Annotated in this window: 21 protein-coding genes; 11 read left to right on the top strand and 10 right to left on the bottom strand. The window is 64.1% G+C overall.

The features are described 5' to 3' along the window. Window positions 1–32: 32 nt before the first annotated feature. Window positions 33–893, bottom strand: coding sequence for an oxidoreductase (locus tag ACN9M2_RS09820; RefSeq protein WP_426284555.1), 861 nt, complete (start codon window positions 891–893; stop codon window positions 33–35). 105 nt (window positions 894–998) lie between these two features. Here ACN9M2_RS09820 and ACN9M2_RS09815 point away from each other — a divergent pair, with 105 nt between their 5' ends. The 3 genes from ACN9M2_RS09815 (at window position 999) to ACN9M2_RS09805 (ending at window position 5,912) form a co-directional block, all read left to right on the top strand. Next, on the top strand, window positions 999–1,931 hold the full coding sequence (locus ACN9M2_RS09815; RefSeq protein ID WP_426284554.1) for an AraC family transcriptional regulator N-terminal domain-containing protein: 933 nt from the start codon (window positions 999–1,001) through the stop codon (window positions 1,929–1,931). A gap of 110 nt (window positions 1,932–2,041) precedes the next feature. Next, window positions 2,042–3,130: a phosphatidylinositol-specific phospholipase C1-like protein gene (locus ACN9M2_RS09810; RefSeq protein WP_426284553.1), complete on the top strand. Its 1,089-nt coding sequence runs from the start codon at window positions 2,042–2,044 to the stop codon at window positions 3,128–3,130. Between the two features lie 55 nt (window positions 3,131–3,185). Then, complete coding sequence (locus ACN9M2_RS09805; RefSeq protein WP_426284552.1) at window positions 3,186–5,912, top strand: TonB-dependent receptor; 2,727 nt, start codon at window positions 3,186–3,188, stop codon at window positions 5,910–5,912. Here the strand turns inward: ACN9M2_RS09805 and ACN9M2_RS09800 are convergent. After that, window positions 5,900–6,313, bottom strand: a complete 414-nt coding sequence (locus ACN9M2_RS09800; protein WP_426284550.1) for a DUF3606 domain-containing protein — start codon at window positions 6,311–6,313, stop codon at window positions 5,900–5,902. The genes ACN9M2_RS09805 and ACN9M2_RS09800 overlap by 13 nt on opposite strands. A 70-nt stretch (window positions 6,314–6,383) precedes the next feature. Between ACN9M2_RS09800 and ACN9M2_RS09795 the strand changes: the two genes are divergently transcribed. After that, the gene (locus ACN9M2_RS09795; RefSeq protein WP_426284548.1) at window positions 6,384–7,643 is read left to right on the top strand and encodes a histidine-type phosphatase; all 1,260 of its coding nucleotides are present in this window, start codon (window positions 6,384–6,386) and stop codon (window positions 7,641–7,643) included. A gap of 13 nt (window positions 7,644–7,656) precedes the next feature. Here the strand turns inward: ACN9M2_RS09795 and ACN9M2_RS09790 are convergent, their stop codons facing one another. After that, window positions 7,657–8,862 (bottom strand): serine hydrolase domain-containing protein, encoded by a 1,206-nt coding sequence (locus ACN9M2_RS09790; protein WP_426284546.1) that lies wholly within the window; start codon window positions 8,860–8,862, stop codon window positions 7,657–7,659. A 135-nt stretch (window positions 8,863–8,997) separates the two neighbouring features. On the opposite strand from ACN9M2_RS09790, the gene ACN9M2_RS09785 reads away from it, so the two are divergent. Both ACN9M2_RS09785 and ACN9M2_RS09780 read left to right on the top strand, forming a co-directional pair. Beyond that, window positions 8,998–9,750 carry a 4'-phosphopantetheinyl transferase family protein gene (locus ACN9M2_RS09785; protein ID WP_426284544.1) on the top strand — a complete coding sequence of 251 codons (753 nt, stop codon included), beginning with the start codon at window positions 8,998–9,000 and terminating at the stop codon, window positions 9,748–9,750. Window positions 9,751–9,823: 73 nt separating this feature from the next. Continuing rightward, window positions 9,824–11,737: a glycoside hydrolase family 76 protein gene (locus ACN9M2_RS09780; protein ID WP_426284542.1), complete on the top strand. Its 1,914-nt coding sequence runs from the start codon at window positions 9,824–9,826 to the stop codon at window positions 11,735–11,737. 60 nt (window positions 11,738–11,797) lie between these two features. Here the strand turns inward: ACN9M2_RS09780 and arsC are convergent, their stop codons facing one another. Both arsC and arsH read right to left on the bottom strand, forming a co-directional pair. Further along, window positions 11,798–12,196 carry an arsenate reductase (glutaredoxin) gene (arsC, locus tag ACN9M2_RS09775; protein ID WP_426284540.1) on the bottom strand — a complete coding sequence of 133 codons (399 nt, stop codon included), beginning with the start codon at window positions 12,194–12,196 and terminating at the stop codon, window positions 11,798–11,800. Between the two features lie 2 nt (window positions 12,197–12,198). Continuing rightward, window positions 12,199–12,933, bottom strand: coding sequence for an arsenical resistance protein ArsH (gene arsH, locus ACN9M2_RS09770; protein ID WP_426284538.1), 735 nt, complete (start codon window positions 12,931–12,933; stop codon window positions 12,199–12,201). A 46-nt stretch (window positions 12,934–12,979) separates the two neighbouring features. On the opposite strand from arsH, the gene ACN9M2_RS09765 reads away from it, so the two are divergent. Both ACN9M2_RS09765 and ACN9M2_RS09760 read left to right on the top strand, forming a co-directional pair. Next, window positions 12,980–14,266, top strand: coding sequence for an arsenic transporter (locus tag ACN9M2_RS09765; RefSeq protein ID WP_426284536.1), 1,287 nt, complete (start codon window positions 12,980–12,982; stop codon window positions 14,264–14,266). A gap of 32 nt (window positions 14,267–14,298) precedes the next feature. Next, window positions 14,299–14,652 carry an ArsR/SmtB family transcription factor gene (locus tag ACN9M2_RS09760; protein ID WP_426284534.1) on the top strand — a complete coding sequence of 118 codons (354 nt, stop codon included), beginning with the start codon at window positions 14,299–14,301 and terminating at the stop codon, window positions 14,650–14,652. Here the strand turns inward: ACN9M2_RS09760 and ACN9M2_RS09755 are convergent. Beyond that, window positions 14,649–15,854, bottom strand: a complete 1,206-nt coding sequence (locus ACN9M2_RS09755; RefSeq protein WP_426284532.1) for a multidrug effflux MFS transporter — start codon at window positions 15,852–15,854, stop codon at window positions 14,649–14,651. The genes ACN9M2_RS09760 and ACN9M2_RS09755 overlap by 4 nt on opposite strands. 43 nt (window positions 15,855–15,897) lie before the next feature. Then, window positions 15,898–17,433, bottom strand: a complete 1,536-nt coding sequence (locus ACN9M2_RS09750; protein ID WP_426284530.1) for a cation:proton antiporter — start codon at window positions 17,431–17,433, stop codon at window positions 15,898–15,900. A gap of 167 nt (window positions 17,434–17,600) precedes the next feature. On the opposite strand from ACN9M2_RS09750, the gene ACN9M2_RS09745 reads away from it, so the two are divergent. Together ACN9M2_RS09745 and ACN9M2_RS09740 are read left to right on the top strand one after the other, a co-directional pair. Beyond that, window positions 17,601–18,596, top strand: coding sequence for an aldo/keto reductase (locus tag ACN9M2_RS09745; RefSeq protein WP_426284528.1), 996 nt, complete (start codon window positions 17,601–17,603; stop codon window positions 18,594–18,596). Window positions 18,597–18,651: 55 nt separating this feature from the next. Beyond that, window positions 18,652–19,542, top strand: coding sequence for a LysR family transcriptional regulator (locus ACN9M2_RS09740; RefSeq protein WP_426284526.1), 891 nt, complete (start codon window positions 18,652–18,654; stop codon window positions 19,540–19,542). 11 nt (window positions 19,543–19,553) lie between these two features. On the opposite strand, the gene ACN9M2_RS09735 is transcribed toward ACN9M2_RS09740, so the two are convergent. Beyond that, window positions 19,554–20,456: an alpha/beta fold hydrolase gene (locus ACN9M2_RS09735; RefSeq protein WP_426284524.1), complete on the bottom strand. Its 903-nt coding sequence runs from the start codon at window positions 20,454–20,456 to the stop codon at window positions 19,554–19,556. Window positions 20,457–20,641: 185 nt separating this feature from the next. Between ACN9M2_RS09735 and ACN9M2_RS09730 the strand changes: the two genes are divergently transcribed. Then, the gene (locus tag ACN9M2_RS09730; protein WP_426284521.1) at window positions 20,642–22,396 is read left to right on the top strand and encodes an MOSC domain-containing protein; all 1,755 of its coding nucleotides are present in this window, start codon (window positions 20,642–20,644) and stop codon (window positions 22,394–22,396) included. Window positions 22,397–22,400: 4 nt separating this feature from the next. Here ACN9M2_RS09730 and ACN9M2_RS09725 read toward each other — a convergent pair whose 3' ends face one another. Then, a complete protein-coding gene (locus ACN9M2_RS09725; RefSeq protein WP_426284519.1) occupies window positions 22,401–23,345 on the bottom strand; it encodes an MBL fold metallo-hydrolase in 945 nt (314 codons plus the stop codon). A gap of 80 nt (window positions 23,346–23,425) precedes the next feature. Beyond that, window positions 23,426–23,971 (bottom strand): c-type cytochrome, encoded by a 546-nt coding sequence (locus ACN9M2_RS09720; protein ID WP_426284517.1) that lies wholly within the window; start codon window positions 23,969–23,971, stop codon window positions 23,426–23,428. Window positions 23,972–23,973 lie beyond the last annotated feature (2 nt).

Genomic DNA, 23,973 nt, shown 5'->3' with positions numbered 1-23,973 from the left:
TTGCGCGAAAACTGGATTTTCCGGCTGAACTCTCATCCGTCCGTCGATCGCGTCAGGCTCTCCCATCGATCGATGTCCGACGTCATGGCGGCCAGTTTTTCGCGCACGAGGGACAACGCATCGCTGCCCAGCAAGAGGTGCGCAGACGGCTCCGGCAGGCTGGTCAGCGCCAGGATGGCTTTCGCCGCCTTGGCGGGATCGCCGAGTTGCTTGCCGCTCTTTTCCTGGCGTGCCTGGCGGATGGGATCAAACGACGCGTCGTAGTCAGGAATGCTGCGCGGCGAGCGTTGCATCGAGCGCCCGGCCCAATCCGTCCTGAAGCTGCCCGGCGCCACCGCCGTCACATGCACGCCGAAGGGGCGCAGTTCCTTGCCCAATACCTCGCTTATCCCTTCGAGGGCGAACTTGCTTCCGCAGTAGTACGCGATACCCGGCATCGTGATGAAACCGCCCATCGAAGTGATGTTGACGATATGTCCCCTGCGGCGCTCGCGGAAACGCGGCACGAAGGCGTGAGTAACCCCGACGGCACCGAACACGTTCACCTCGAACTGTCGGCGCATCTCGGAGAGCGGCGACTCCTCGAAGATGCCTTCATGGCCGTAGCCCGCGTTGTTCACGAGGACGTCGACCCGGCCGAAGCGCGCTTCCGCGTCGGTCACCACGCCGGGTATCGCATCGATGTCGGTCACATCCAGGACGACGGCATGGGCGCGGCGATCGTCCAGAGTCTCGAAGGCGCCACGCGCCTCCTCGTTACGGACCGTGCCGATCACCGTATGGCCGGCGGCCAGGGCTTCGCGGGACAGGGCCAGCCCGAAGCCGCTGCTGACGCCGGTGATGAAGAAGGTCTTGCTAATCATGATGATCTCCAGGTCAGGAACCGGACTCATGGTAGGCATCCGATGCGCTGTCTCCCATGCCGTGGCCTATGGGGTCATTGCCTGATCCTATGGGCGGCGCTTGCGGCAAGGCCTGCCAAGTCGGACAGTGAAGGCATGGATACGCCGCTACGCCACCGCATGATCGCCCTGCTCCGTGACCTGGCTACGGACGAGGGCTACACGCTGACCACGCTGCCGGACGTGCGTCTTCTACGTTCCGACCGACCATTGAGCCGCACCCCCGTGCTCTACGAGCCGGGCATCGTGGTCGTCGTGCAGGGACGCAAGCGCGGTTTCCTGGGGGACGAGGTTTTCGTCTACGACGACCAGCACTACCTCGTCGTATCGGTGCCCGTGCCATTCACTATGGAGACCGATGCCTCCGCCGACGAACCGCTGCTCGCGATCTATTTCCGCCTGGACCATGCCATGGCCGCCGAGGTCTGCCTGCGGCTCGACGAATGGCATGGCGCGTCGTCGGCTGCTCCGAAGGGCCTGTATTCCTCGCCCATGGAAGAGGCCCTTGCAGCCTCCGTCTTGCGTCTTCTCGAAGCCTTGGCGAATCCTCCGGACGCCGCCGTGCTCGGCCCCGCGCTCGTGCGCGAAATCTACTATCGCATCCTGTCCGGTGCACAAGGCGGATCGTTGCGTGCCGCTTTGGCCCAGCAGGGCAAGTTCGGCATGGTGGCACGCGCGATTCGTGCCATCCACAGCCGCTATGCCGAGGCGCTGGGCGTCGACGAACTCGCCAGCGAGGCCGCGATGAGCGCACCCACCTTCCACGCGCACTTCCGCGCCATGACGGGCACCTCGCCGATGCGCTATGTGCAGTCCACGCGCCTGCATCAGGCACGCCTGCTCATGCTTCGCGAGCACGTCACCGCCGCCGCGGCTGCCGCCGCCGTCGGCTACGAAAGCGCGTCGCAGTTCAGCCGCGAGTTCAAGCGGCTGTTCGGAAGGCCGCCGGTCCAGGAAGTGGAGCGGATGAAGCGGAGCTTCGCGATGCCGGCCGCACGGGTTCCATCGGCGTACGTCTCGTCGCATTGATCGCGGTCATAGTGTCTTCGACGATTCACCGAATGGTAAGAATGCGCCGATAACGTGCAAACCATCGTTTAGATCGATTGAATCGACCGATGGGAGCACTCGACTTGAGAATGGCCTGCCTGGTTGCGGCACTCCTGCCCTGCGTGTCATTGGCAGCGTCGGTCACCCGCATCAACGACGTTCAGTACATCGGTAGCCATAACAGTTACCACGCCGGATTGGCCAAGGGGGAAGCGGAACTCTGGCAGCGCGTCGACCCGGCGACCTACGCCATCCTGGCCTATTCCCATCCTGCGTTGACGCGCCAGCTCGACGATGGCGTGCGTCAGTTCGAGCTGGATATATACGGCGACAAGCACGGTGGCCGTTATGCCCGGCCAGCGGTGGTGGCACAGGTCGCCGCGGCGGGACTTCCCGCGGATACGCCTTTCGCCGATCCCGTGGTCATGGGGGCGCCGGGGTTCAAGGTCATGCACATCCAGGACCTGGACCAGCGCAGCACGTGCCAGCCACTGCAGGCCTGCCTTCGCGAACTGCTTGCATGGTCCAACGCGCATCCGCGGCATCTTCCGATCTTCGTCCTGCTGGAGACGGAAGAAACACCGCTTCACCTTTCCTTCCCCACCGTGGTACCGGAACCGTTCGACACCGATGCGATGAACCGGCTGGATGCGGAGATCCGGAGCGTCTTCCCCCGCTCGTCGTACATCGCGCCAGACGATGTTCGCGGCGACCATGCGTCCCTCGACGAGGCTGTGCGCCATGACGGGTGGCCCTCGCTGGAATCGGCGCGAGGTCGCTTCATCTTCCTGCTCGACCAGCATTCCGTCAGCAAGGCTTATCTGGCGGGCCATCCGTCCTTGCGTGGCCGCGTGATGTTCACCCATGCCATGCCCGGTGAGGACGACGCCGCGTTCCTCGAATTCAACGATGGACCGCCCGATGAGATCGCCCGGCGCGTGCGCGAAGGCTACCTGGTCCGCACGCGTACCGACGCCAACCTGAAGGAAGCGCTGCGGAACGACGTGCAACGCCGGGACGCGATGTTCGCCAGCGGCGCGCAGTTGCTCAGCACCGATTTCCCCGCGCATGAACCCGCATCCAACGGTTATGTCGTCGCCTTTCCCGGCGGCACGACCGTCCGCTGCAATCCCCAAAGACGCCGTGACACCTGCGCCCAGGCAGACCTGGCGCCCTGACCCGCGCCCGGCCACACCGGTGGCCGGCCCTCTCTTGCACTTCCCCTAGGTCCCCATGCGCAAGCCCCTCTCGCACGCCCTGCTCTCGTTTTCCATCGCCTTGGCGCTCTGCCACATGACGGCGGCGCATGCGGACGACATCGACGCGAAGACCGACAAGAAAGTCACGGCGCTAAGCGGCATGAACGTCGATGCCCAGGTGCCCGCGGCCGGTACCGTGGACGAACAACGGCTGTCCGCCGGAGTGACCACGGTCATGAGCAAGCAGGAGATCGATGCCGTACCCACGGCGAATATCGCCGACGTGCTGTCGCATTTGCCCGGTCTCTCCGCCTACAGCGACATGCATCTCGGTCAGGCCGCCACGGGCGAAAGCGAATACGTCACCATTCGTGGCCTGGACTCGAGCTACAACGCATATACCCTCAATGGTTTCGCCTTGCCTGAAACCGATTCGTCGACGCGCGCCATCTCCCTCAACATGCTCGCCCCGTTCGGCATCCAGTCGGTCAAGGTATCGAAGACGCCGACCCCGGACATGCCGGGCGACTCCATCGGTGGCGCGATCGACATGCGCACGCCCACGGCTTTCGACTTCGCCGGCGACACGTACGCCAAGTCGACCGTCCAGGGCCGGATGAACGACCTTGCCGGGCATCGTGGCCTTCCCGACAAGGGCGGCGTGTTCCAGCAGGAACTGGCACACCGCTTCGGGGCATCGAGGCAGTTCGGCATCTATGCCGCCGGCTACTACGGCAAGTACGACAACGCGGCCGAAGCGGTCGCGCCGAATTCCCAGTACACGCCGATCGATCCGGCGCAAGCCAAGGCGCCCGACCTTTCGCAAGCCGGCGCGTTACAGAGTTCGCAGTACAAGTACAGCGTGTATACCAACCGGATCAAGCGATACGGCGGCAACGTCTCGCTCGACTGGAACGGCGAAACGACCTCGCTCTTCGCACGCGCGCTCTATGGCGCCTATGACGTACAGGGTGAGCAGAACCAGATGTCGGCGCGTAACCAGGGAACGACCCAGGTACTGCGTGGCGGATACTTCAATACGCGTGATATCAAGGAAAAGACCGCGACCCTTCAATTGGGTGGCAGCAGCGCCGTCGATGCGCTCACGCTGGACTACGGCACCTCGTACGGTGTCGGTTTTCGCAATGTCCCGGACCATGTGGAGGCAAGCCTCTACGGTGCGCAAAGCCCCGGGCAGTTTCAGTTCGACCTGGGCAACCCCACGTTTCCCAGCCTCGCCGGAACACCGGCCGCGCTGCGAAACTATGTCTACAACCTGGCGACGGACAGCTTCTGGAAGACCCAGGGCGGCGACGCCGGCAGCAAGGACACGCGCATCAATGCCCATGTCGACGGTACCTATGCGTTCTCCGACGCGGCGATCGAGAACCTGAAGTTCGGCCTGGCCGCGGATACCTCCAAGCGCAACGCCTACGACCATCCGTTCACCCATGACGATAACAATTTCGTCTATGGCGGACCGTTCTTTGGCGGCCCGAACTATTCGTCCTCCGCGCCCGGGGGCCCTTCGCTCGCCGATCTGCCAGGGCGGCTCGTCGATCGCCCCTTCGGTGGACGTTATGCGGGTCCTTTCAAGCTGATCGACCGGCAATGGGTGCTCGACCAGGCCGTGCCGTACAAGTACCTGGACGATCCGAACGGAGCCGGCAATTACACCGCCAACGACTACAACGCCAATACCACGTCCAGCCGCGAAAACATCTTCGCCGGCTACCTGATGGCGACGTTCCGCGTGCAAGACCTCACCGTGACGCCGGGCGTCCGTTACGAGCTGACCGATTACTCGTCGACCGCGTGGCGATCCAACGGCGATGACGCGACCGGCGCCTTCGTCGGCCAGGGGCGGCGCTATGGAGAACTGCTGCCGGGCATCAACCTCAACTACCGTCCGGACGAATTGACCGTCTATCGTGCATCGTTGCGGCGCAGCTTCAGTCGTCCGGCGTTCGGGCTGATTTCAGGCCAGACCACCTATTCCATCGACGATATCAGCGGCCAGGTGGTGGGGATATCCAAGCCCAACCCGGACCTGCGGCCGACCACGGCCGACAACCTGGATCTCTCCGCCGAGTTCTACGACAGGAGTGGCGGCTTGCTCACCGCCTCGGCCTACTACAAGCGGTTGAACGATTTCATCTATACCTCGCAGTCGTCCACCGGAAACGACAGTACGCTGGGCGGCAACGTGCCCACCGGCACGGTGGTGACGGGCGGCGTGCCCGTCAGCATGCCGGAGAACGGCGGCGACGCGAAGATCTACGGCGTGGAAGTGGCATGGCGCAAGCAGTTCGTCACCCTGCCCGGCGTCTGGAGCCACTTCGGTGTGGCCGGCAACGCCACTGTCCAGCACAGCTCCGCACATAGCGGGCGCGAGGATCATCCGGATAAGACTTGGCTACCCCGTGCACCGGAGCGCATGTACAACGCCGACCTTTTCTATCACGACGACCGGTTGCGCGCCGACCTGATCTACAACTATACGGGCCTGCAGCTGATCGGCTTGAACGGCAATGGGCTGGATTACTACCTGCAGCCGACGAAGACGCTCGACGTCTCGGCCACGTACGACCTGCCCTACGGCATCGGTGTCGGCATGTCGGTGAAGAACCTGCTCGACCATGCCACTTTCCACGAGACCTCCGGTAAATCCAGGCGTTATCTGGCGTACGATCCGGGTGCCGATGGGGCGTATGTCGAAACGGGGAGGATATACATGGTCAACCTGAGCTATACGTTCTGACCGATCCGCATCCAGGTTCCGGTGATCTTTTCCTGGACCACTTCGACGGCACGTCCCGATCCTCGAAGATCTCGTGCTCGTTCCAGTGCGAATTGCACGGCGGCCCCTTCCGATGCGAAGGTCTCCTGCGTCGCCCCAGGTAGCAGGACCCACCAGTTCCGGTGATTGATCGACGGATAGAAAACGAATATTCGCAACGTCTTCAGCGTCTCGCTAACCAACCGCTTTCGGCGAAGTTCGGCTCGAACATCGCTCGATAAGCTACCCACAAGCACGACCGCCGCGCGCAAGCGCTCTTCGGTGACCCCGAAGTTACGCGTCCAGAAACGAATGTCCCCCGGATTGGAGACCGTGACTTTCGTGGAGTCCAGAGGTGTATAGGTCAAATTCGATGAGTGCATGGATATCTCCGCCAAACAGCATGTTGGGCACGTTGGCGGTTACGGCCGCGTGACCCCGGACTCTACACCCATGGGCATCCTGCCAAACCGTCGCCCCACCCTCTGGCTGCGCCTGATCATGGCGGTACTGGCGTGCATCGCCGCGTCGCCAGCCTCTTTCGCCGACGACCTGAAACTGGAGCGGGTCGTCCTGGTCTACCGGCATGGCGTCCGTTCGCCTCTCCCCGGCGAGATCCGGATCGACGAGGTGCATGGCCGGGCATGGCCCGCGTGGCCCGTGCCGCCTTCGGTCCTTACGCCGCATGGGCGAGAGGGCGTGATGGCGATGGGGCGCTTCGATCGCCAATGGTTGTCCGGCGCAGGCCTGTTTCCACCCCAGGGCTGCCCCGCCGCTGGTAGCGTCGGCATCTGGGCCAACACCGACCAGCGGACCATCGCCAGCGCGCAGGCTTTGGCGGACGCGTTCGCGCCAGGCTGCGGTTTGAAGGTGGGGCATCTGCCCCAAGGCGCCGCCGATCCGGTATTCAACCCCGTGGCCTCGAACGCGGTCGACTGGGACGGCCATGCGGCCCTTGCCGCGATACAGCGTGAGACGAAGGGGCCGGATGCCCTCACCGCCCAGCACCGCGATGCGATGTCCGCCTTTGGCCGCGTCATGGGCTGCGTCGCGGGCGACGGGCAACCCGCCTGCATCCCGGCGACATGGCACGGCACGCTCGCGCTTGGCGCCGATGGCAACGGCATCGCGCTGGGCGGTCCCATCGCCGATACCTCCGGCACGTCGGAAGCCATCATCATGGCTTACCTCGAAGGAAAGCCGATGGCCGAGGTTGGCTGGGGACGCGTCGACGCGGCGACGTTCCGCTTCCTGTCGCAGCTGCACTCCCTGCTGTTCGACGTGCATGCCCGGCCGTCGTACGTGGCCGATCGTGTCGCGGCCGTCCTGGCTGGCCGCATCCTCGCCATCCTCGACGACCCACACGCGCCGCGGTTGAACGTGTTCGTCGGTAGCGACAACAACATCGTCGCCCTGGCGAGCGTGCTGGGCATGCACTTCGAGATGCCGGGTTATGGAAAGGACGATCCGCCGGTGGGCGGCGCGCTCGGCATCACCGTGTGGCGTTCGCGCAGCGACGGGCATCGCACCGTGCGGGTGGTCTACCAGGCGCAGACGCCGGACCAGTTGCGCTACCTGAGGCCGCTGACGAAGGACAGGCCGCCGGCGCAGCGGCCCCTCGTTCCGCAGGTGTGCGATGCCTCGCCGTCGCATTGCGACCTCGACAAGGTGCTCGATGTGCTTCGCCGGTCCGCCTCGCACGGTCGTGGCTAACGAATCCTGCTGATTACTCGGCCCGGGTGCGCTTCATCGCCTCGGCTTGCTTCCAAAGGTCTTCGAACAGCGCGACGTAGTGCTTCATGCCATCGTTGTCCACCGACGTATTGGTGAACAATACGACGCCGATGTCGCCGGAGAGGCTGGAAAGCATTTCGGTCTTCAGCCCCGGGTCCATGCCGCCATGGCCGATACGGGTCATGTTGAACTTCGACTCCCAGAACAGCCCGGCGTTCTTCTCGTCCAGCTTCACGTTGTCGGGTTTGTTCGATGCGTTGAACTGCAAGGTTCGCATGGCCCGGACGGAGCCTTCCTTGAGCACGCGTACATCGCCCAGTTTTCCGTTGTCCAGGATCATCATGAAGAGCTTCGACAGGTCGGCGACCGATGTTCGGACCCCTCCATCGGGATAGGTCGTTCCTCCGTAGGGCTCGATGGGGATGGCGAGGTCCATCTGGGAGACATAGAGCCGCGCATGTTTCGACGGCTTCACCTCCGACAGGAACCACGCGGTATCGTCCATCTTCAGGGGAGCGAAGATACGACGCCGCGTATATGTGTTGAGCGGCTCGCCCACCGCCCGTTCGACGATGAATCCAGCAAGGCCCGCGCCAATGTTCGAGTATTCCCTGTACGTGCCCGGCTTGTGCTTGACGAAGTTGTCTTCCGCGTAATCCGTGCCGCCCTTGTCGAAGTAATTGGCGAGGAAATCGCCCAGCTTTACAGGCGAATCGCCGCCGTAGTGATACGTGTTCTTGTACACGGGCCACCGATCGCTGATGGACGAGGTATGCGTCGCGAGCTGCCGTAGCGTAATGGGTACCGTCGGGAAGTACGGATTGACGACCTTGAACGGGAGGTAGGTATTGATGTCTTCGTCCAGCGAGAGCTTCCCTTCTTCCACCGCGAGCATCATAGCGGTGCCCGTGACCGTCTTGCTGATGGACCCGATGTTCATCACGGTGGCAGGTGTAAAGGGCGTCCCCCGCTCCCGGTCGGCATAGCCATAGCCCTTCATCCATACCAGTTTCTTGTCGACGATGATCGCCGCCCCCACGCCGACCATGCCCGCATCGGTCATCCGTTTCATCACCATGGCGTCGAGCGCGGACAGGTCCGGCGGCGAAGGCGGAGCTGTCTGTGCGCCGGCTGCCCACGGCGTCAACGAAACCCAACAGGCGATGGTCGCCGCCGCAAGCCATTTTCCGAGATGCATCGCCCTTCCCCACGTCCACCCAGGTCCGACTAGATAGAAGCCTGGCCGGGCCGCCGTCAACGGTGTCATTGGTCATGGCGGGACGATCCCATGACCTGTGGACTATCCGTACCGGCATGACATCATAGGAGCGCCATGCTGCCGCTGACGCCCCTGGATTCCGCATTTTCCGCATCGCTTGCGCATGCGGCCTCGTGCGTGGGTGAGGGCTTCACCCTGCCGCTCCCTTCGGGAGGCACGGCCCACGGCATCTTGCTGCGCTTCGACTCGGCAGGCTTCCACCCCGGTCTTTTCGCAGAAAACGGCATCGTCATGCCCGACTCCGTCGCGCGCAGTGTCCTTAAACGACAAGCCGATTTTTTTCATGGCCGGCTGGCCGCCAGGCTCGCCTTGCGCAGCCTGGGCATCGACGGCGACACCGCCATCGGGATAGGCGACCAGCGTGAGCCCGTATGGCCGGCCGCGATCACCGGCAGCATCTCGCATACCGCCGGCATCGCGGGTGCCGTGGTCGCGCCCTCCGAAGCGGCGCCTGGCCTGGGGTTGGACATCGAACATGTCGTCATCGCCGATGCCGCGGCCGCATTGCGAGGCCCGGTCGTCGACGCGAACGAGCAAGCCGTGCTCGATGCCCTGTTCGTGGACGATCCCCTGCTCGGCCTGACGCTCGCCTTCTCGGCAAAGGAGTCCCTTTACAAGGCGCTGTTCCCGCAGGTGGGCACGTTCTTCGACTTCGATGCCGCCATCGTCCAGTACGTCGACACCGCCGCGCGTACCGTCCGGCTCATGCTCAGGATCACGCTCGCCCCGGCGTTGCCGGCGGGCACCTGCCTCCAGGTTCGCTACGACCTCCTCTCTCCTCGCCTGGTCATGACGCATTTCGCTTGACCTGGTTATCAATTTCGAAGAAGCCACTCTGTAACACTCCGATCAGGGGTAACCACGAGGAGCGCTTCCGACCATGACATCGGTGATCGACGCCGTACGTATACACATCCGGACCTTGCTGGCCGCAGCCGCCTTTACGGCCATGGCCGCTTCTTCCGCCTCGGCCGCGACAACGGCACCCGCCAACGCGCGGGCCAATGGTTCCACGGCGATAGCCAGGGCGCGGGTGGCCGCGGACGTGCTGATGGGCTCGTACGACCCGGGAAAGGCGTGGTTCCCATCCAGCTGGTGGAACTCGGCGGTGGCCTTGCAGACCATCGGCGACTATATGCAGCGCACAGGGGACCGTCGCTATATCGGCCAACTGGATAACACCTTCGAGAAAGACAAGGGGGTGTTCCCGGCCGGCGTACTTTCGGGCGACCCCTTGCTGGGCAACTTCACCAGCCGTGCCATCGATGACTCCGAGTGGTGGGGCCTGACCTGGCTGCAGGCCTACGATCTGACCGGCGATCCGAAGTACCTGGACATGGCTATAAACATCGCGAACTACGTGGACGGCTATTGGGACACGAGCACGTGTGGCGGCGGCGTCTGGTGGGATGGCGAACGCACCTACAAGAACGCCGTCACCAATGGCTTGTGGGTCCGGCTTACCGCCGAGCTGCACAACCGCATCCCTGGGGACACGGCGTGGCTGGCCCGGTCGCGTACGGCCTGGACGTGGTTCCAGGGCAGTGGCATGGTCAATGCCGACGGCCTGGTCAACGACGGCCTGACCAACGCCTGCACCAACAACGGCCAGACCGTGTGGAGCTACAACCAGGGCCTCGCGATCGGTGCGGGCCTGGAATTGTGGCGCGCCACCAGGGACCCGCAGATCCTGGCCAGCGTGCGCCGGCTCGCGGACGCCGCCATTGGCCCCGGAGCACTGGTTGCCGATGGCATCCTGACGGAGCGCTGTGACACCACCGATCAGACCTGCGACGACAACGGCAAGCAGTTCAAGGGCATCTTCATGCGCTACTGGACCGACCTCGTCGATACCACCCGCGATGCCCGCTATGCGGCCTTCGCCGACCAGCAGGCCGAGAGCATCTGGAGCAACGACCGCGATGCCGCCGGACGCCTCGGCACCCGCTGGTCCGGCGCCACCAGCGACGACCACCCCAACGTGTTCGACTGGCGAACCCAGGCCAGCGCGCTCAGCGCCTTGGTCGGCGTCATACCGCTTCCGACGCCCTCGGCATCACTGGCCGTGACGCTGTCGCCGGCGCAACCGGTCGTCATGCCAGCCGCCTCGGGTGCCACGATCCTCCCCATCGAACTCGGCCTATCGGCGACGGGCTTCTTCCCGCTCACGACCCTTGTCTCCGTCGACGCACCTGCCGGATGGAGTGCTTCACCGTCGGGCACCCTCGTGCGACTACAGCCGCACGGCAACGCAAACCCGGTCGAAGCCAGCCGCGCGGTGCGGATCACGGTGCCGAGCTCGACACCCGATGGCCATCACAGGGTCACGGCCAACGTCATGGCGGCCGGCCTGCATTTCAGCACCCAGGCCGACGTACTTATCGCCCACGCCATCGACTTCGACACGGGCACAGTCGACGAAAACCCGTGGCTGTTCGACGCCGACGGCTCGCAAAGCAACGGCGTGCAGAACCGCTTCGCCGATGGCAACGCACACTTCACCTATCGTTTTCCTTTCCCCGCCGACACCACCTCGGCTCAGGTGATCCTCACCATCGACGCCGAGTTCCTGGTGCAGGTCAGCAGTGACAACGAACACTGGACGACGGTGTTGCGAGAAGACCGCCCGATCACCGATGGCTCGAACAAGGCCGACCGCAGCATCGACCTGACACCGTACCTGGCCACGGCAGTCGATGGCTCCAAGCCCGTATACCTCCGGGTATCGGACTCGTTCCCCAATGACGGATGGGGCGGCCGCGTTTACCACGTCAAGGCGAACATCGTCGAATAAGACGTAACCACCCCGTTTGGAGGGGAGCCGTCGGGTGCCGTCATCAGAGCGATGCGGCACCTACACGCCGATAACCTCTCCATCCTCCTTGGTGAACGGCTTCGCCAGCGGCGGAATGATCTGCAGGACAAGCTCCGAGGGACGACACAAGCGCGTTCCGCGCTCCGTCACCACGAACGGCCGGTTGATCAGGATCGGATGGATGAGCATGGCATCGACGATGGCCTCGTCGCTCACGGCGGGATCGCCCAGGCCGAGTTCCTCGAACGGCGTGCCCTTCTGCCTTGCGGTCTCTCGTGGCGTGAGCCCCGCATCGGCGAAAAGGCGCAACAAGGTGTTCCTGTCCGGCGGATGCTTCAGGTATTCGATGACGGTCGGTTCAAGACCTGCGTGGCGGAGGATCGCCAGCGTGTTACGCGACGTGCCGCAGGCGGGATTGTGATAGATGGTGGCGTGCATGATCAGATCCTCGAAACGATGGCTTGCGCTGCCGCGGCGGCACCCTTGCGCTCGCTGTAACGGTCGACAAGATACTCGCTGCGGCCGCGAACCAGGAGCGTGAACTTCATCAATTCCTCCATCACGTCGACCACGCGGTCATAGAAGGGCGACGGTTTCATCCGTCCCGCATCGTCGAACTCCGTCCAGGCTTTGGCGACCGAGGACTGGTTCGGGATGGTGACCATCCGCATCCAGCGGCCGAGCACGCGCAGCGCGTTGACGACGTTGAACGACTGCGATCCTCCGCAGACCTGCATGACCGCAAGGGTACGGCCTTGCGTAGGACGCACGCTGCCGTCTTCCAGCGGCAGCCAGTCGATCTGGTTCTTGAAGACGCCGGTCATCGTGCCATGCCGCTCGGGACTGACCCACACCTGCCCTTCCGACCAAAGCGACAAGGCGCGAAGTTCCTGCACTTTCGGGTGCGTGGCCGGCACGCTGTCGAGGATGGGAAGTTCCGCCGGATCGAAGACGCGGGTTTCGGCACCGAGGTGGCGAAGGATGCGCTCGGCTTCGAGAGCGAGCTTGCGGCTGAAAGACTGCGGCCGCAGCGAACCATAGAGAAGCAGTATCCGCGGCGGGTGGCCGTCATCGCCTTCGACGGCCAGTCGTTCCCATTCGGGGTGCGGCAGGTCGCCGTTCAGGTGAAGAAGATCGACAGGGGGCACGGTAGCTCCGATGGGTTGCGTAACCATGATAATTCTATCATTCTAGAAACATAGAAACAAAGTAAAGACCCGCATGGCCCTCGCGCTTCTCCTTTTCGCCGCCACCCTCGTCCTCGTCATATGGCAGCCCCGAGGCCTCGGCATCGGCTGGAGCGCGATCGCCGGGGCGAGCGTCGCGCTGTGCCTGGGCGTGGTGCACCTCGCCGACATCCCGGTGGTCTGGCACATCGTCTGGAACGCCACTGCGACCTTCATCGCCGTCATCATCATCAGCCTGCTGCTGGACGAAGCCGGCTTCTTCGAATGGGCGGCCCTGCATGTCGCCCGGTGGGGTGGCGGCCGCGGCCGTTACCTCTTCGCACTCATCGTCCTTCTCGGCGCGGCTGTGTCGGCGCTGTTCGCCAATGACGGCGCCGCGCTCATCCTCACGCCTATCGTGATGGCGATGCTCGTGGCACTGGGCTTCGGTCCGGCGGCGACGCTCGCTTTCATCATGGCGGCCGGTTTCATCGCGGACATGGCGAGCCTTCCACTCGTGGTCTCGAACCTGGTGAACATCGTTTCGGCCGACTTCTTCAGGATCGGCTTCAACACCTATGCCGCGATCATGGTCCCCGTGACCGTGGTCGCCGTGGCGGCCACGCTGGGAGCGCTGCTTCTGTACTTCGGCCGCGACATTCCGCGCGCCTACGACATCGCCTTGCTCAAGGCGCCAAGGGAAGCGATCCGCGACCGTGCGACCTTCAAGGTCGGCTGGGGCGTGCTGGTCCTGTTGCTGGTGGGATTCTTCGGACTGGAGCCGCTTGGCGTTCCGGTGAGCGCGGTGGCCGCCGTCGGCGCGCTCGCCCTGTTCGTCGTGGCCACCCGCGGTCATCACATCGATACACGGAAGGTGTTGCACGGTGCGCCCTGGCAGATCGTCCTGTTCTCGCTGGGGATGTACCTGGTCGTGTATGGGTTGCGCAACGCCGGCCTCACTCAGTACCTCTCTGCCCTGCTCGACCGCTTTGCCGAACAGGGTGTCTGGGGTGCGGCACTCGGCACCGGCTTCCTGAGCGCGATCTTGTCGTCGATCATGAACAACATGCCCACGGTGCTGGTGGGCGCCTTGTCCATCGACGGCACCACGGCGACCGGTGCGGTCAGGGAAGCCATGATCTATGCGAACGTCATCGGCAGCGACCTCGGGCCGAAGATCACCCCGATCGGTTCGCTGGCCACCCTACTTTGGCTGCACGTGCTGGCCCGCAAGGGAATGACGATCACCTGGGGCTACTACTGCAAGGTCGGTTTCGTGCTGACGCTGCCGATCTTGCTGGTCACCCTCGCGGCCCTGGCCTTGCGGTTGTCCATGACATGACGCAAGACACCGCTTTGTTACACTCGTCTTCCATGAAAACCGCCGACACCATCAAGGTGCTTTCCGCACTCGCCCAGGAATCGCGACTGGCGATTTTCCGTTTACTCGTGGAGCAAGGTCCGGAAGGCCTGCCGGTGGGCGCGATCGGTGAGCGCCTGGGCCTGCCCAATGCCACGCTGTCGTTTCACCTGAAGGAACTGCTGCACGCGGGCCTCGTCACGAGTCGTCAGAGCGGCCGCTTCATCTACTACGCGCCCGTGATATCCGCGATCAACGAACTGGTCGACTACCTGACCGAGAACTGCTGTGCGGGCAGTGGCGGCGCATGCGCTCCCGTGCCGGTCGCCAAGCGACCGGCCGTCACCAAACGAGGCACGAAAGCCTAGCCCCCGGCTTTCGCCGCGGCGCCCGGCCTATGACGCAGCGTCACCCGTGCGAACGTAAACGAAATCACCGCACAGGCGGCGATGCCGGCGACCATGGGCAGCGACGTACCGTCGATGAAGCGTCCCAGCAGGGCGATCACCAACGCGCCCGTGCCGAACTGCAAGGTTCCCATCAGTGCCGACGCGGTGCCGGCGATGGCACCGTGCTCTTCCAGTGCGATGACCGCCGAGCTGGGAATGACCAGGCCGAGGAAGCCGTAGCCGATCACCAGCATCACCATCAGCACGGCGAGCTTGTCCACGCCCGCCGCGGTGATGGCGGCGAGCAGGACCATCGTCGCCGCATAACCGACCACGGCCGTCTTCACCACCCGCTTCAAGCCGTAGCGACTGCCCAGGCGGCCCGTGAACTGCGAGGCGCCGATGAACGACACGGCGTTCACCGAGAACGCCAGGCTGTACTGGGTCGGTGTCAGGCCGTAGTGATTGATCAACACGAAGGACGAGTTGGCGAGATAGGCAAAGAAACTCGACACGCCGAACGAGCCGATGAAGACGACGCCGAGAAAGTGACGGTCACGCAGCAGCGTGGCGTATCCCGCCAGTGCGGAGCCGACCGTACTGTTCAAGCGCAGGTGGGCCGGCCGCGTTTCCTTGAGTACCGTGGAGACCATGACCAGGCCCAGGACGGCCGCACCGGTGACGACCCAGAACACGCCTCGCCAGCTGGCCAGCTCGATCACCAGGCTGCCGGTCAGCGGAGCCAGGATGGGCGAGACGCTGAAGATCAGCATCAGCAACGACATCAGCCGGGCAGCGTCGTTGCCGGTATGCATGTCGCGCACGATCGCCCGGGGAATGACCATGCCGGCACAGGCCCCCAGGCCCTGGATGAAGCGGCATACGATCAACGTGTGGATATCTGGTGCCAGCGCGCAACCGATGCTGCCGAGCGCGAAGATGCACAGGCCCACGTAAATCGGCCGCTTGCGCCCGAACATGTCCGACAGCGGTCCGTAGACGAGTTGGCCCACGCCCATCGACATGAAGAAGACCATCAGGCTGAGCTGCACGGTGCCGATGTCGGCATGCAGACTCTTGCCGATCGACGGCAGCGCCGGAAGGTACATGTCGATCGCGAACGGCCCGATGGCCGACAAAAGGCCAAGGACGAGCGCCGCCTTGAAGAAACGGGAAGCCATGGGGGGAGTCCGGGGAGACGAATCCGCGAAGTGTACCCGGCAGCTAGACCGGACGCGAACTCAGTTCCAACCAGTCGAGTTCCTGTTCGACGGCGCGATAGGCCTCGTCGCCGATGCGCCCGCTATCGCGCAACTCGTCGAGCGCCTGCCTCGTACATGGCATCAGTTCCTGGCGCAGAACGTTCTCCCTGGAGCGGCGCGGGTCCTTGCCTTTCTCCACCGCTTCCAGCGCCGCCCGGTATTCGTGGCCCAGCCGCCGTGCGGCATCGCTGGGGTCATTGTCGAGATACGCGATGACCGCCTTGAGTGTCGCGACGCGTGCGAGGGCGATCTCACGAGCCACTTTGCCATCCTTGGGCAAGCGCAACAGCAGGAGCAACGGCCGCAAGGTCAGGCCCTGCACCAGGAGCGTGCCCAGCACCACGGTGAACGCGGTCAGCAGGATGAAATCGCGCTGCGGAAAATCCTTGGGAATCGCCAGCGCCGCGGCCAGGGTGACGATGCCGCGCATGCCCGACCATCCCACCATCAAGCCGCTCTTGAAGGTCTGCGCGCGGCTTTCGACGAGATCGTCGTCCTGACCCATGCGTTGGGTCTGCCTCCGCGCGAATCCGTAGAGCAGGACCCACGCCAGGCGCACGACCACGACCACGGCCAGGATGGCGAGCGCGGCGCCCAGCTGACCCATCTGGTCATGGCCACGAAGTCCCTCGATGATCGGCAGCACATGGAGCCCGATCAGCGTGAACGCCATCACGTTGAGCACGAAGGTGATCGATTCCCACGTGGCGAACGACGGGATGCGAATGGAGGGAGGCATGGCTTCCGTGGAGCGGCGCGCGGCCGTGATGGCGAACACGACGATCGTCACCACGCCGGACAAGCCCAGGTGTTCGGCAAACAGCCACACGCCGAAGGTCGTGACGAACTGCACGATGATCGAGGCGGGAGCATCCGTGATCCGCATGGTGAGGAAGCCCGTCAGTTTCGCCAGCAGCCATCCGGCGACGACGCTGCCGACGACGACCAGGCCGAAGGCGGGAATCGCCTTCCCGACGCTGAAACTTCCCGCCGCCACGGCTCCGACCGCCAGCTTGTAGACCAGCAGGGACGACGCGTCGTTGAGCAGGCTCTCACCTTCGAGGATGTTGCGGATGCGGTGAGGCGGCTCCACCTGGCGCAGCACGGCCAGGGCCGCCACCGCGTCGGGAGGCGCCAACAGCGCACCCAGAGCGATGGCGGCGGCCCAGGGCATCTCGGGAATGAAGAAGCGTGCCGCGAAGGCGACGGCAACGGTCGTCAAGCCGACCGCGACCATCACTAGCGAGAGGATCGGCGCCCAGTTCTCGCGCAGGTCGCGCAGCGATGCGTCGTGGGCCGCATCGAGCAGCACGGGAGCGACGAAGAGCGCGAGGATCAGTTCGGGCGGGAGATCCAGGCGCGGCATCCCCGGCAGGAAGGCGACCAACGCACCGCCCACGGCAAGCAGGGTCGGATAAGGCACGTTGATCCGCTGCGCGAGCATCGACAGGAGCGACGCGCCGAGAAGCAGGCCCAGGATCATCTCGAAGATCGGCATGCGCGTCCGCTGGTTCCGGAAGACATGAACATAAGACACCGGCGACACACCGGGCAAGCGAATCGATTCATGAATGAAAAGGATAAGCGCAAGCGCTTTATTGGCATTAATCGGACAACGGTGAGGCCGTAGCATGATCGATTCAGCCATCCCCGCAGGAACCCTCGATGAAAAAGCGCAGCCTCGGTAAAAGCGGTCTCGACGTATCGGCCATCGGCTTCGGCTGTATGGGCCTCAACTTCAGCTACAGCCACGCCCTCGGCAACGAGGAGTCGATCAGACTGGTCCGCGATGCCGTCGACCGCGGTGTCACCTTCTTCGACACCGCCGAAGTGTACGGCCCCTTCACGAACGAGGAGATCGTCGGCAAGGCGCTCGCACCGGTACGCGACCGGGTGGTGATCGCCACGAAGTTCGGCTTCGCCATCGACCGAGACAGCGGCAAGACGACCGGGCTGGACAGCCGGCCCGGGCACGTTCGCGAGGTCGCCGAGGCCTCGCTCAAGCGGCTCGGCATCGAGACGATCGATCTGCTCTATCAGCACCGCGTCGACCCGAACGTTCCCATCGAGGATGTCGCGGGCGCCGTGAAGGACCTCATCCAGGAAGGAAAGGTCCGCCATTTCGGCCTGTCCGAACCGAGTGCGCAGACCGTTCGCCGCGCGCATGCCGTGCAGCCGGTGACCGCCTTGCAGAATGAGTATTCGTTGTGGACCCGTGGCGTGGAGACGAACGGCATCCTCGAAGCCTGCGAGGAACTTGGCATCGGACTGGTGGCATACAGCCCGCTGGGCAAGGGATTCCTCACCGGCGCCATGAGCAAGGACACGAGGTTTGGCGACGATGACTTCCGCAAGAACCTCCCGCGTTTCTCCCCGGAGGCGATGGCGGCCAACGAGGCCCTGGTGGACCTGCTCAAGGCGCTGGCTGAGGACAGGAACGCCACGCCGGCGCAGATCGCCCTGGCCTGGTTGCTTGCGAAGAAGCCGTGGATCGTCCCCATTCCCGGTACCACCAAGCTGCATCGCCTGGAGGAGAACCTGGCGGCGGCGGACTTCGAGCTCACTTCCGCCGACCTGGAGCGGATCGAAAAGGCCGCCGCGGCCATCGCCATCCAGGGCGAGCGCTATCCGCCCCATCTCATGGCCACCATCGGCCGCTGAAGCGGTCGCCCCGCTGGTAGGATCGACACGGACTCATGCGGGACGTTCATGACTTATGCGCAAAGACATCTACGACATGATGGCCTTCCTCGCCGTGGCCCGCGAAAAGAGCTTCACTCGGGCCGCGGCGAAGCTTGGCACCTCTCAATCCGCGCTCAGCCACACCATGCGCGCACTCGAAGCGCGCCTCGGCGTTCGCCTGCTCACGCGAACCACGCGCAGCGTCTCGCCCACCGAAGCCGGCGAACGACTCATCAGCACGGTAGGCCCCCGCTTCGAGGAAATCGAAGCGGAGATCGAGGCGCTGGGCGAACTGCGTGAACGGCCGGCGGGGACTATCCGCATCACCACGGCCGAACATGCCGCCGATACCATCATCTGGCCGGTGCTGGAGACCTTCCTGCCGAAGTACCCGGACATCAACGTCGAGGTCACCATCGACTACGGCCTGGTGGACATCGTGGCGGAACGCTACGACATCGGCATTCGCCTGGGCGAGCACCTGGCCAAGGACATGATCGCCGTGCGGATCGGCCCGGAGATGCGCATGGCCGTGGTTGGCACGCCGTCTTATTTCGCAAGCCGCAAGCGACCCAAGACACCCCAGGACCTCACGGGGCACAACTGCATCAACCTGCGGTTACCCACGTACGGCGGGCTCTACCCATGGGAGTTCGAGAAGAACGGACGCGAGGTGAAGGTGCGCGTGGAGGGCCAGATCGTCCTCAACACCATGAACCAGATCCGGCGAGCGGCACTCGCCGGAATGGGGCTCGCATGGCTGCCGGAAGATGTCGTTCTGGACGACATCCGCGAGGGCCGACTCATTCGCGTGCTGGATAGCTGGTGCGACGCTTTTCCGGGATATCACCTCTACTACCCGAACCGTCGCCAGGGATCTCCCGCGCTCACGCTGCTCGTGGACGCCCTGCGCTATCGCGGGTGATCTTCGAACGATCAGCCTGAAAGCTTTCTGTCGAGGAAATCCCGGATCAACGGAATCATCTCGTCGGACCTGTCTTCCAGCGCGAAGTGGCCGGTCGGAAGCAGGTGGAATTCCAGGTCCGTGAGGTCACGCTTGTAGGGATGGGCGCCCTCGGCCGGAAAGATCGTGTCGCGTTCACCCCATACGATGAGCGTCGGCGGCTGGTGCTTGCGGAAGAGCGCCTGCACGGCGGGGTATAGCGGCACGTTGGTACGGTAGTCGTACATCACGTCCATCTGCACCTCGACGTTCTTCGGCCGGTCGAGCAAGGCCTGGTCGTGAACCCAGTTGTCGGGCGAGATGCGCGTGGGATCGTCCACGCCGTCGAGGTACTGGAACTTCGTCGTGTCGAGATTGACGAGCCAGCGCAACGCATCCCTGTTCTGCTTGCTGTTGTCGTTCCAGTAAGCCTTGATCGGATCCCAGAAACGGGTCAAGCCCTCGTCGTAGGCATTGCCGTTCTGCACGATGAGCGCCGTCAGGCTTTCCGGCGACTTCAGGAACAAGCGCCAACCGACAGGCGCGCCATAGTCCATCACATACATCGCGTACTTCGTTATGCCCAGGTCATCCAGCAACTTCCCGACGATGTTGCCGAACGCGTCGAACGTATAGGCATACGTGGCGGGATCGGGCATGTCGCTCTGGCCATAGCCGGGATAGTCCGGCGCAATCACGTGGTAGCGATCGGCCAACGCCGGAATCAGGTGACGGAACATATGCGACGACGTGGGGAATCCATGGAGAAGGAGCACCGTGGGAGCATCCATGGGCCCCGCCTCCCGGTAGAAGATCTTGAGACCGTCGATGGTGGCGAAACGATGATGCGTAACCAACTGGGGTGCGCGAACGGGAGGCGAAGTGGTGACGGACATGACGGGTTCCTTGGGTGGCCGCACCACACGCTACGCCGAGCGCCTTGGAAAACCTTGTCGCACGCTATGATTTTTGACTGTTCACGCCGTCGCGATCGGTGCGTGTGAACCGTGCATACAGACAAGGCTTCCGTCGTCGAACAGGACTATGCTATCGACGATCGCGCGCGTCCAGGAGATGAGCCATGCCCGTTCTGGTATCCGTCAACGTGGGGCTGCCACAAGACATCGAATGGCAAGGGCGGACCGTGCGAACGGCTGTCTTCAAGCAACCGGTCAAGGGCCCGGTGATGGCGCGACGGCTGAACCTGGAGGGAGATGGCCAGGGAGACCTCGCAGGCCACGGTGGTGAACACCGCGCGGTGATGGTCTACCAGGTGCAATCGTACCGATACTGGGAAACGGTGCTGGGACGTACGCTCAGCGATCATGGGCAGTTCGGCGAGAACCTCACCGTCGACGGACTCGCCGACGACGACGTCTGGATCGGTGACAGGTATCGCATCGGCGGCGCGCTGTTCGAGGTGACCCAACCAAGGGTCACCTGCTACCGCGTGGGAATCCGCCTCTCCGAACCGCGGATGCCTTCTTTGCTCGTGGCGCATCGGCGGCCAGGGTTCTACTGCAGGGTGATCGAGGAAGGCGTGATAGCCGAAGGCGACCCCATCATCCTGGAGGCACGTGGCGACGGCATGAGCGTGGCCGAGGTGGATGCCCTGCTCTATCTGCCGGAACGCTCCGAGGAAAAACTCCGCCATGCGGTGGGCATGCGAGGCCTTAGCGAAGGCTGGCGCGGTTCCTTCGAAGCGTTGTTGAAGGCCGGACCCGAGCGCAATGGAAACGCGGGGCTTGCCAATGTGCCCGACGTACCGCCGGCCTGGGCGGGGTTCCGCGACGTGCGCGTCCTATCGGTGCACGAAGAAAGCCCCCACGTGCGGTCGTTCGTGTTCGGTCCGGTGGACGGCGCTCCCCTGCCCGCTCCGCGCGCCGGGCAGTTCCTCGTGTTGAAGATCGATCGTCACGACGACGGTACGACCCTGCTCCGCAGCTATTCCATCTCCGATGCCTCGCACCCGGGTAGCTATCGCATCAGCGTGAAACGTGCGGAGGGCGTGGGCAGCGCGTACCTGCACGACCATGTCGAGGCCGGCTCCATCGTTTCGATCAGCGCGCCGCGCGGCACCTTCGTCCTGCCCGACGACGAGCGCCCCCTGGTCTTGTGGGGTGTCGGCATCGGCGTGACGCCGCTGCTCGCGATGCTCCACGACATCGTCGCCCAGTACAGCCGCTGTCCGCGGAAAATCTACTGGATATACGGAACGCGCGATGGCAGCGAACATCTGTTCGCGCAGGAAACACGAGAACTGCTCGGTCGACTGGATGGCGTGACCTCGCTGGTGGCCTTCAGTCATCCACGCCCAGGGGATCGCCTTGGCACGGACTTCGACGTGACCGGCCGCCTGCGTGCCACGGACCTCGTGTCGCTCGGCATCCCCAGCGATGCCCGCTTCCTGCTTTGCGGGCCGCCCTCCTTCATGCAGGAAGCACGCGATGGCCTGCGCACGCTGGGATATCCGGCCGGCTCGATACGCTCGGAACTCTTCGGGTCGAACGAATCGATGGCCCCTGGCGTGGTGAGCACGACCGTCGTTCCGCCACACCCACCGACCGGCCCGGCGGGAACCGGCCCATCGGTGTCGTTCGTACGCAGTGGCCTTTCCGTGCGCTGGGACGACCGTTTCCAGAGCCTGTTGGAACTCGCCGAGGCAAGCGACGTGCCCGTGCGCTGGTCGTGCCGTTCCGGCGTCTGCCACAGCTGCGAAAGCGGGTTGATCGGTGGGCGGACCCGATACTCCCCGGATCCCCTCCAACCGCCTGCCGACGGCGCGGTCCTCATCTGTTGCGCCACGCCGTCGACGGACATCGAGCTGGACCTGTGACGATTTACGGTGTCCCGTCGTAGGCGATGCGGGCAAAGAAATCGGGATCGATGACGAAGTGTCCGTACTTCGCATCCCAGGCCGCCGTCGGCTTGGCCGCGATGACTTCGTCCCGTGACCTACCCTCCTTCTTCAATGCCGCCACCTTGTCGCGGATACCGGCGAGCATGTCGCGAAAATCCTTTACATCGGCCTTGTTGCCGACCGGGCCGTGTCCGGGCACGACGACGGCCTTGTCGCCGATCGTCGGAAGGATGCGGTCGAGGACGCGCACCATCCCGTCGATGCCTCCGCCGTTCTCGTTATCGATGAAGGGATAGACACCGTTCCAGAACAAGTCGCCGAGGAAGATGACGTCGGCCGGCTGGATCGTCACGTAAAGGTCGGTGTCGGTATGCGACGGAACGACCTTGATAGCGGTGATGGTCTGGCCATCGACGGTCCAGTGTTTGCTCGACGCTACCACCGTTCCCGGCACGGCGGCTTTCGGCAGCGGCTTGAAGGTGAAATCCCAGTCGTCCACGCGCGTGGTCTGCGATACGCGCTTGATCGTTCCCGACGTGGCGGCCACTTGTACGTCCTTGCCCGCGAGCCAGGTATTCCCATCCGTGTGATCCCAGTGGTAGTGCGTGTTCACCAGGTAGCGGACCGGCTGCGGCCCCAACGCGTTCAGCGCCGCCTCGACGCGCGGACGGGAAACGGCGATGCCGGCATCGATCATGAACTTGCCGTCGCGGCCCGTCACGACACCGATGTTTCCCCCCGATCCCAGGAGCACGCTGACGCCATCGCGCAGGGAAACGGTTTCGATCGGCGCCGTCGCCGCCGCTTCGTTGATCTTGATGACCGGGCTGACCCGATCCGATCCCCAGACCGATACCGAAAGCATGGCTAGCGACGACCCCATCACGGCGCAGCGCGCTAGGCGCACACGGTTACGATGACCCATGGCTCTTCTCCCGTCAGGGCGCCCCGGATGGACGCTCCCCATCCAACCGCTTTTCGGGCGCCCTGGCTTGTGGGAATGCGCTATTTGGCGTGATCCATGTCCATATCGTCGTCGGGCGGCGCGGCGGCCACCATGGCCTTGTATGCCTCCGGCGACAGGCCGGGCAGCTTCTGCAGGAAGGCAACCATGCTCCAGATCGTCATGTCGTCGTGACTACCGCCCCACGCCGGCATCGCGCTCATCTTGATACCGTGCTTGATCGTCCAGAAGGCTTGCGCCGGATCGATCCGGGCCTGCGTGAGGTTCGGCGGTTGCGGGTAGAGTCCCGGGCGGATTTCCGAATCCTCCTGGCCAGGTGTCAGATGGCACCCGGTGCACATGGCCGCGTACTGTCCGGCACCCTTGAGTATCAATGCCGGATCGGACAAATCGGGGACCGCGATGTCCGACGCCCGCACTTGGATCGAACGCTGCCGCAAGGTCTCCAGCGCCGCGAACACCGGGCGGGAGTGTGGTGCGTCGGCGCCTATGTCATAGGCACCCGAGTAGATGAAGGCTCCGGCCGCGCAACCCGCCACGACCGTCACGCCCAGCACGGTGGAAAAAACGAGGGTGATTGGCTTCACGA

Source organism: Luteibacter sp. E-22 (assembly GCF_049913125.1).
Taxonomy (GTDB): Bacteria; Pseudomonadota; Gammaproteobacteria; order Xanthomonadales; family Rhodanobacteraceae; genus Luteibacter.
This window is presented reverse-complemented; position numbering and strand designations above follow the sequence as displayed.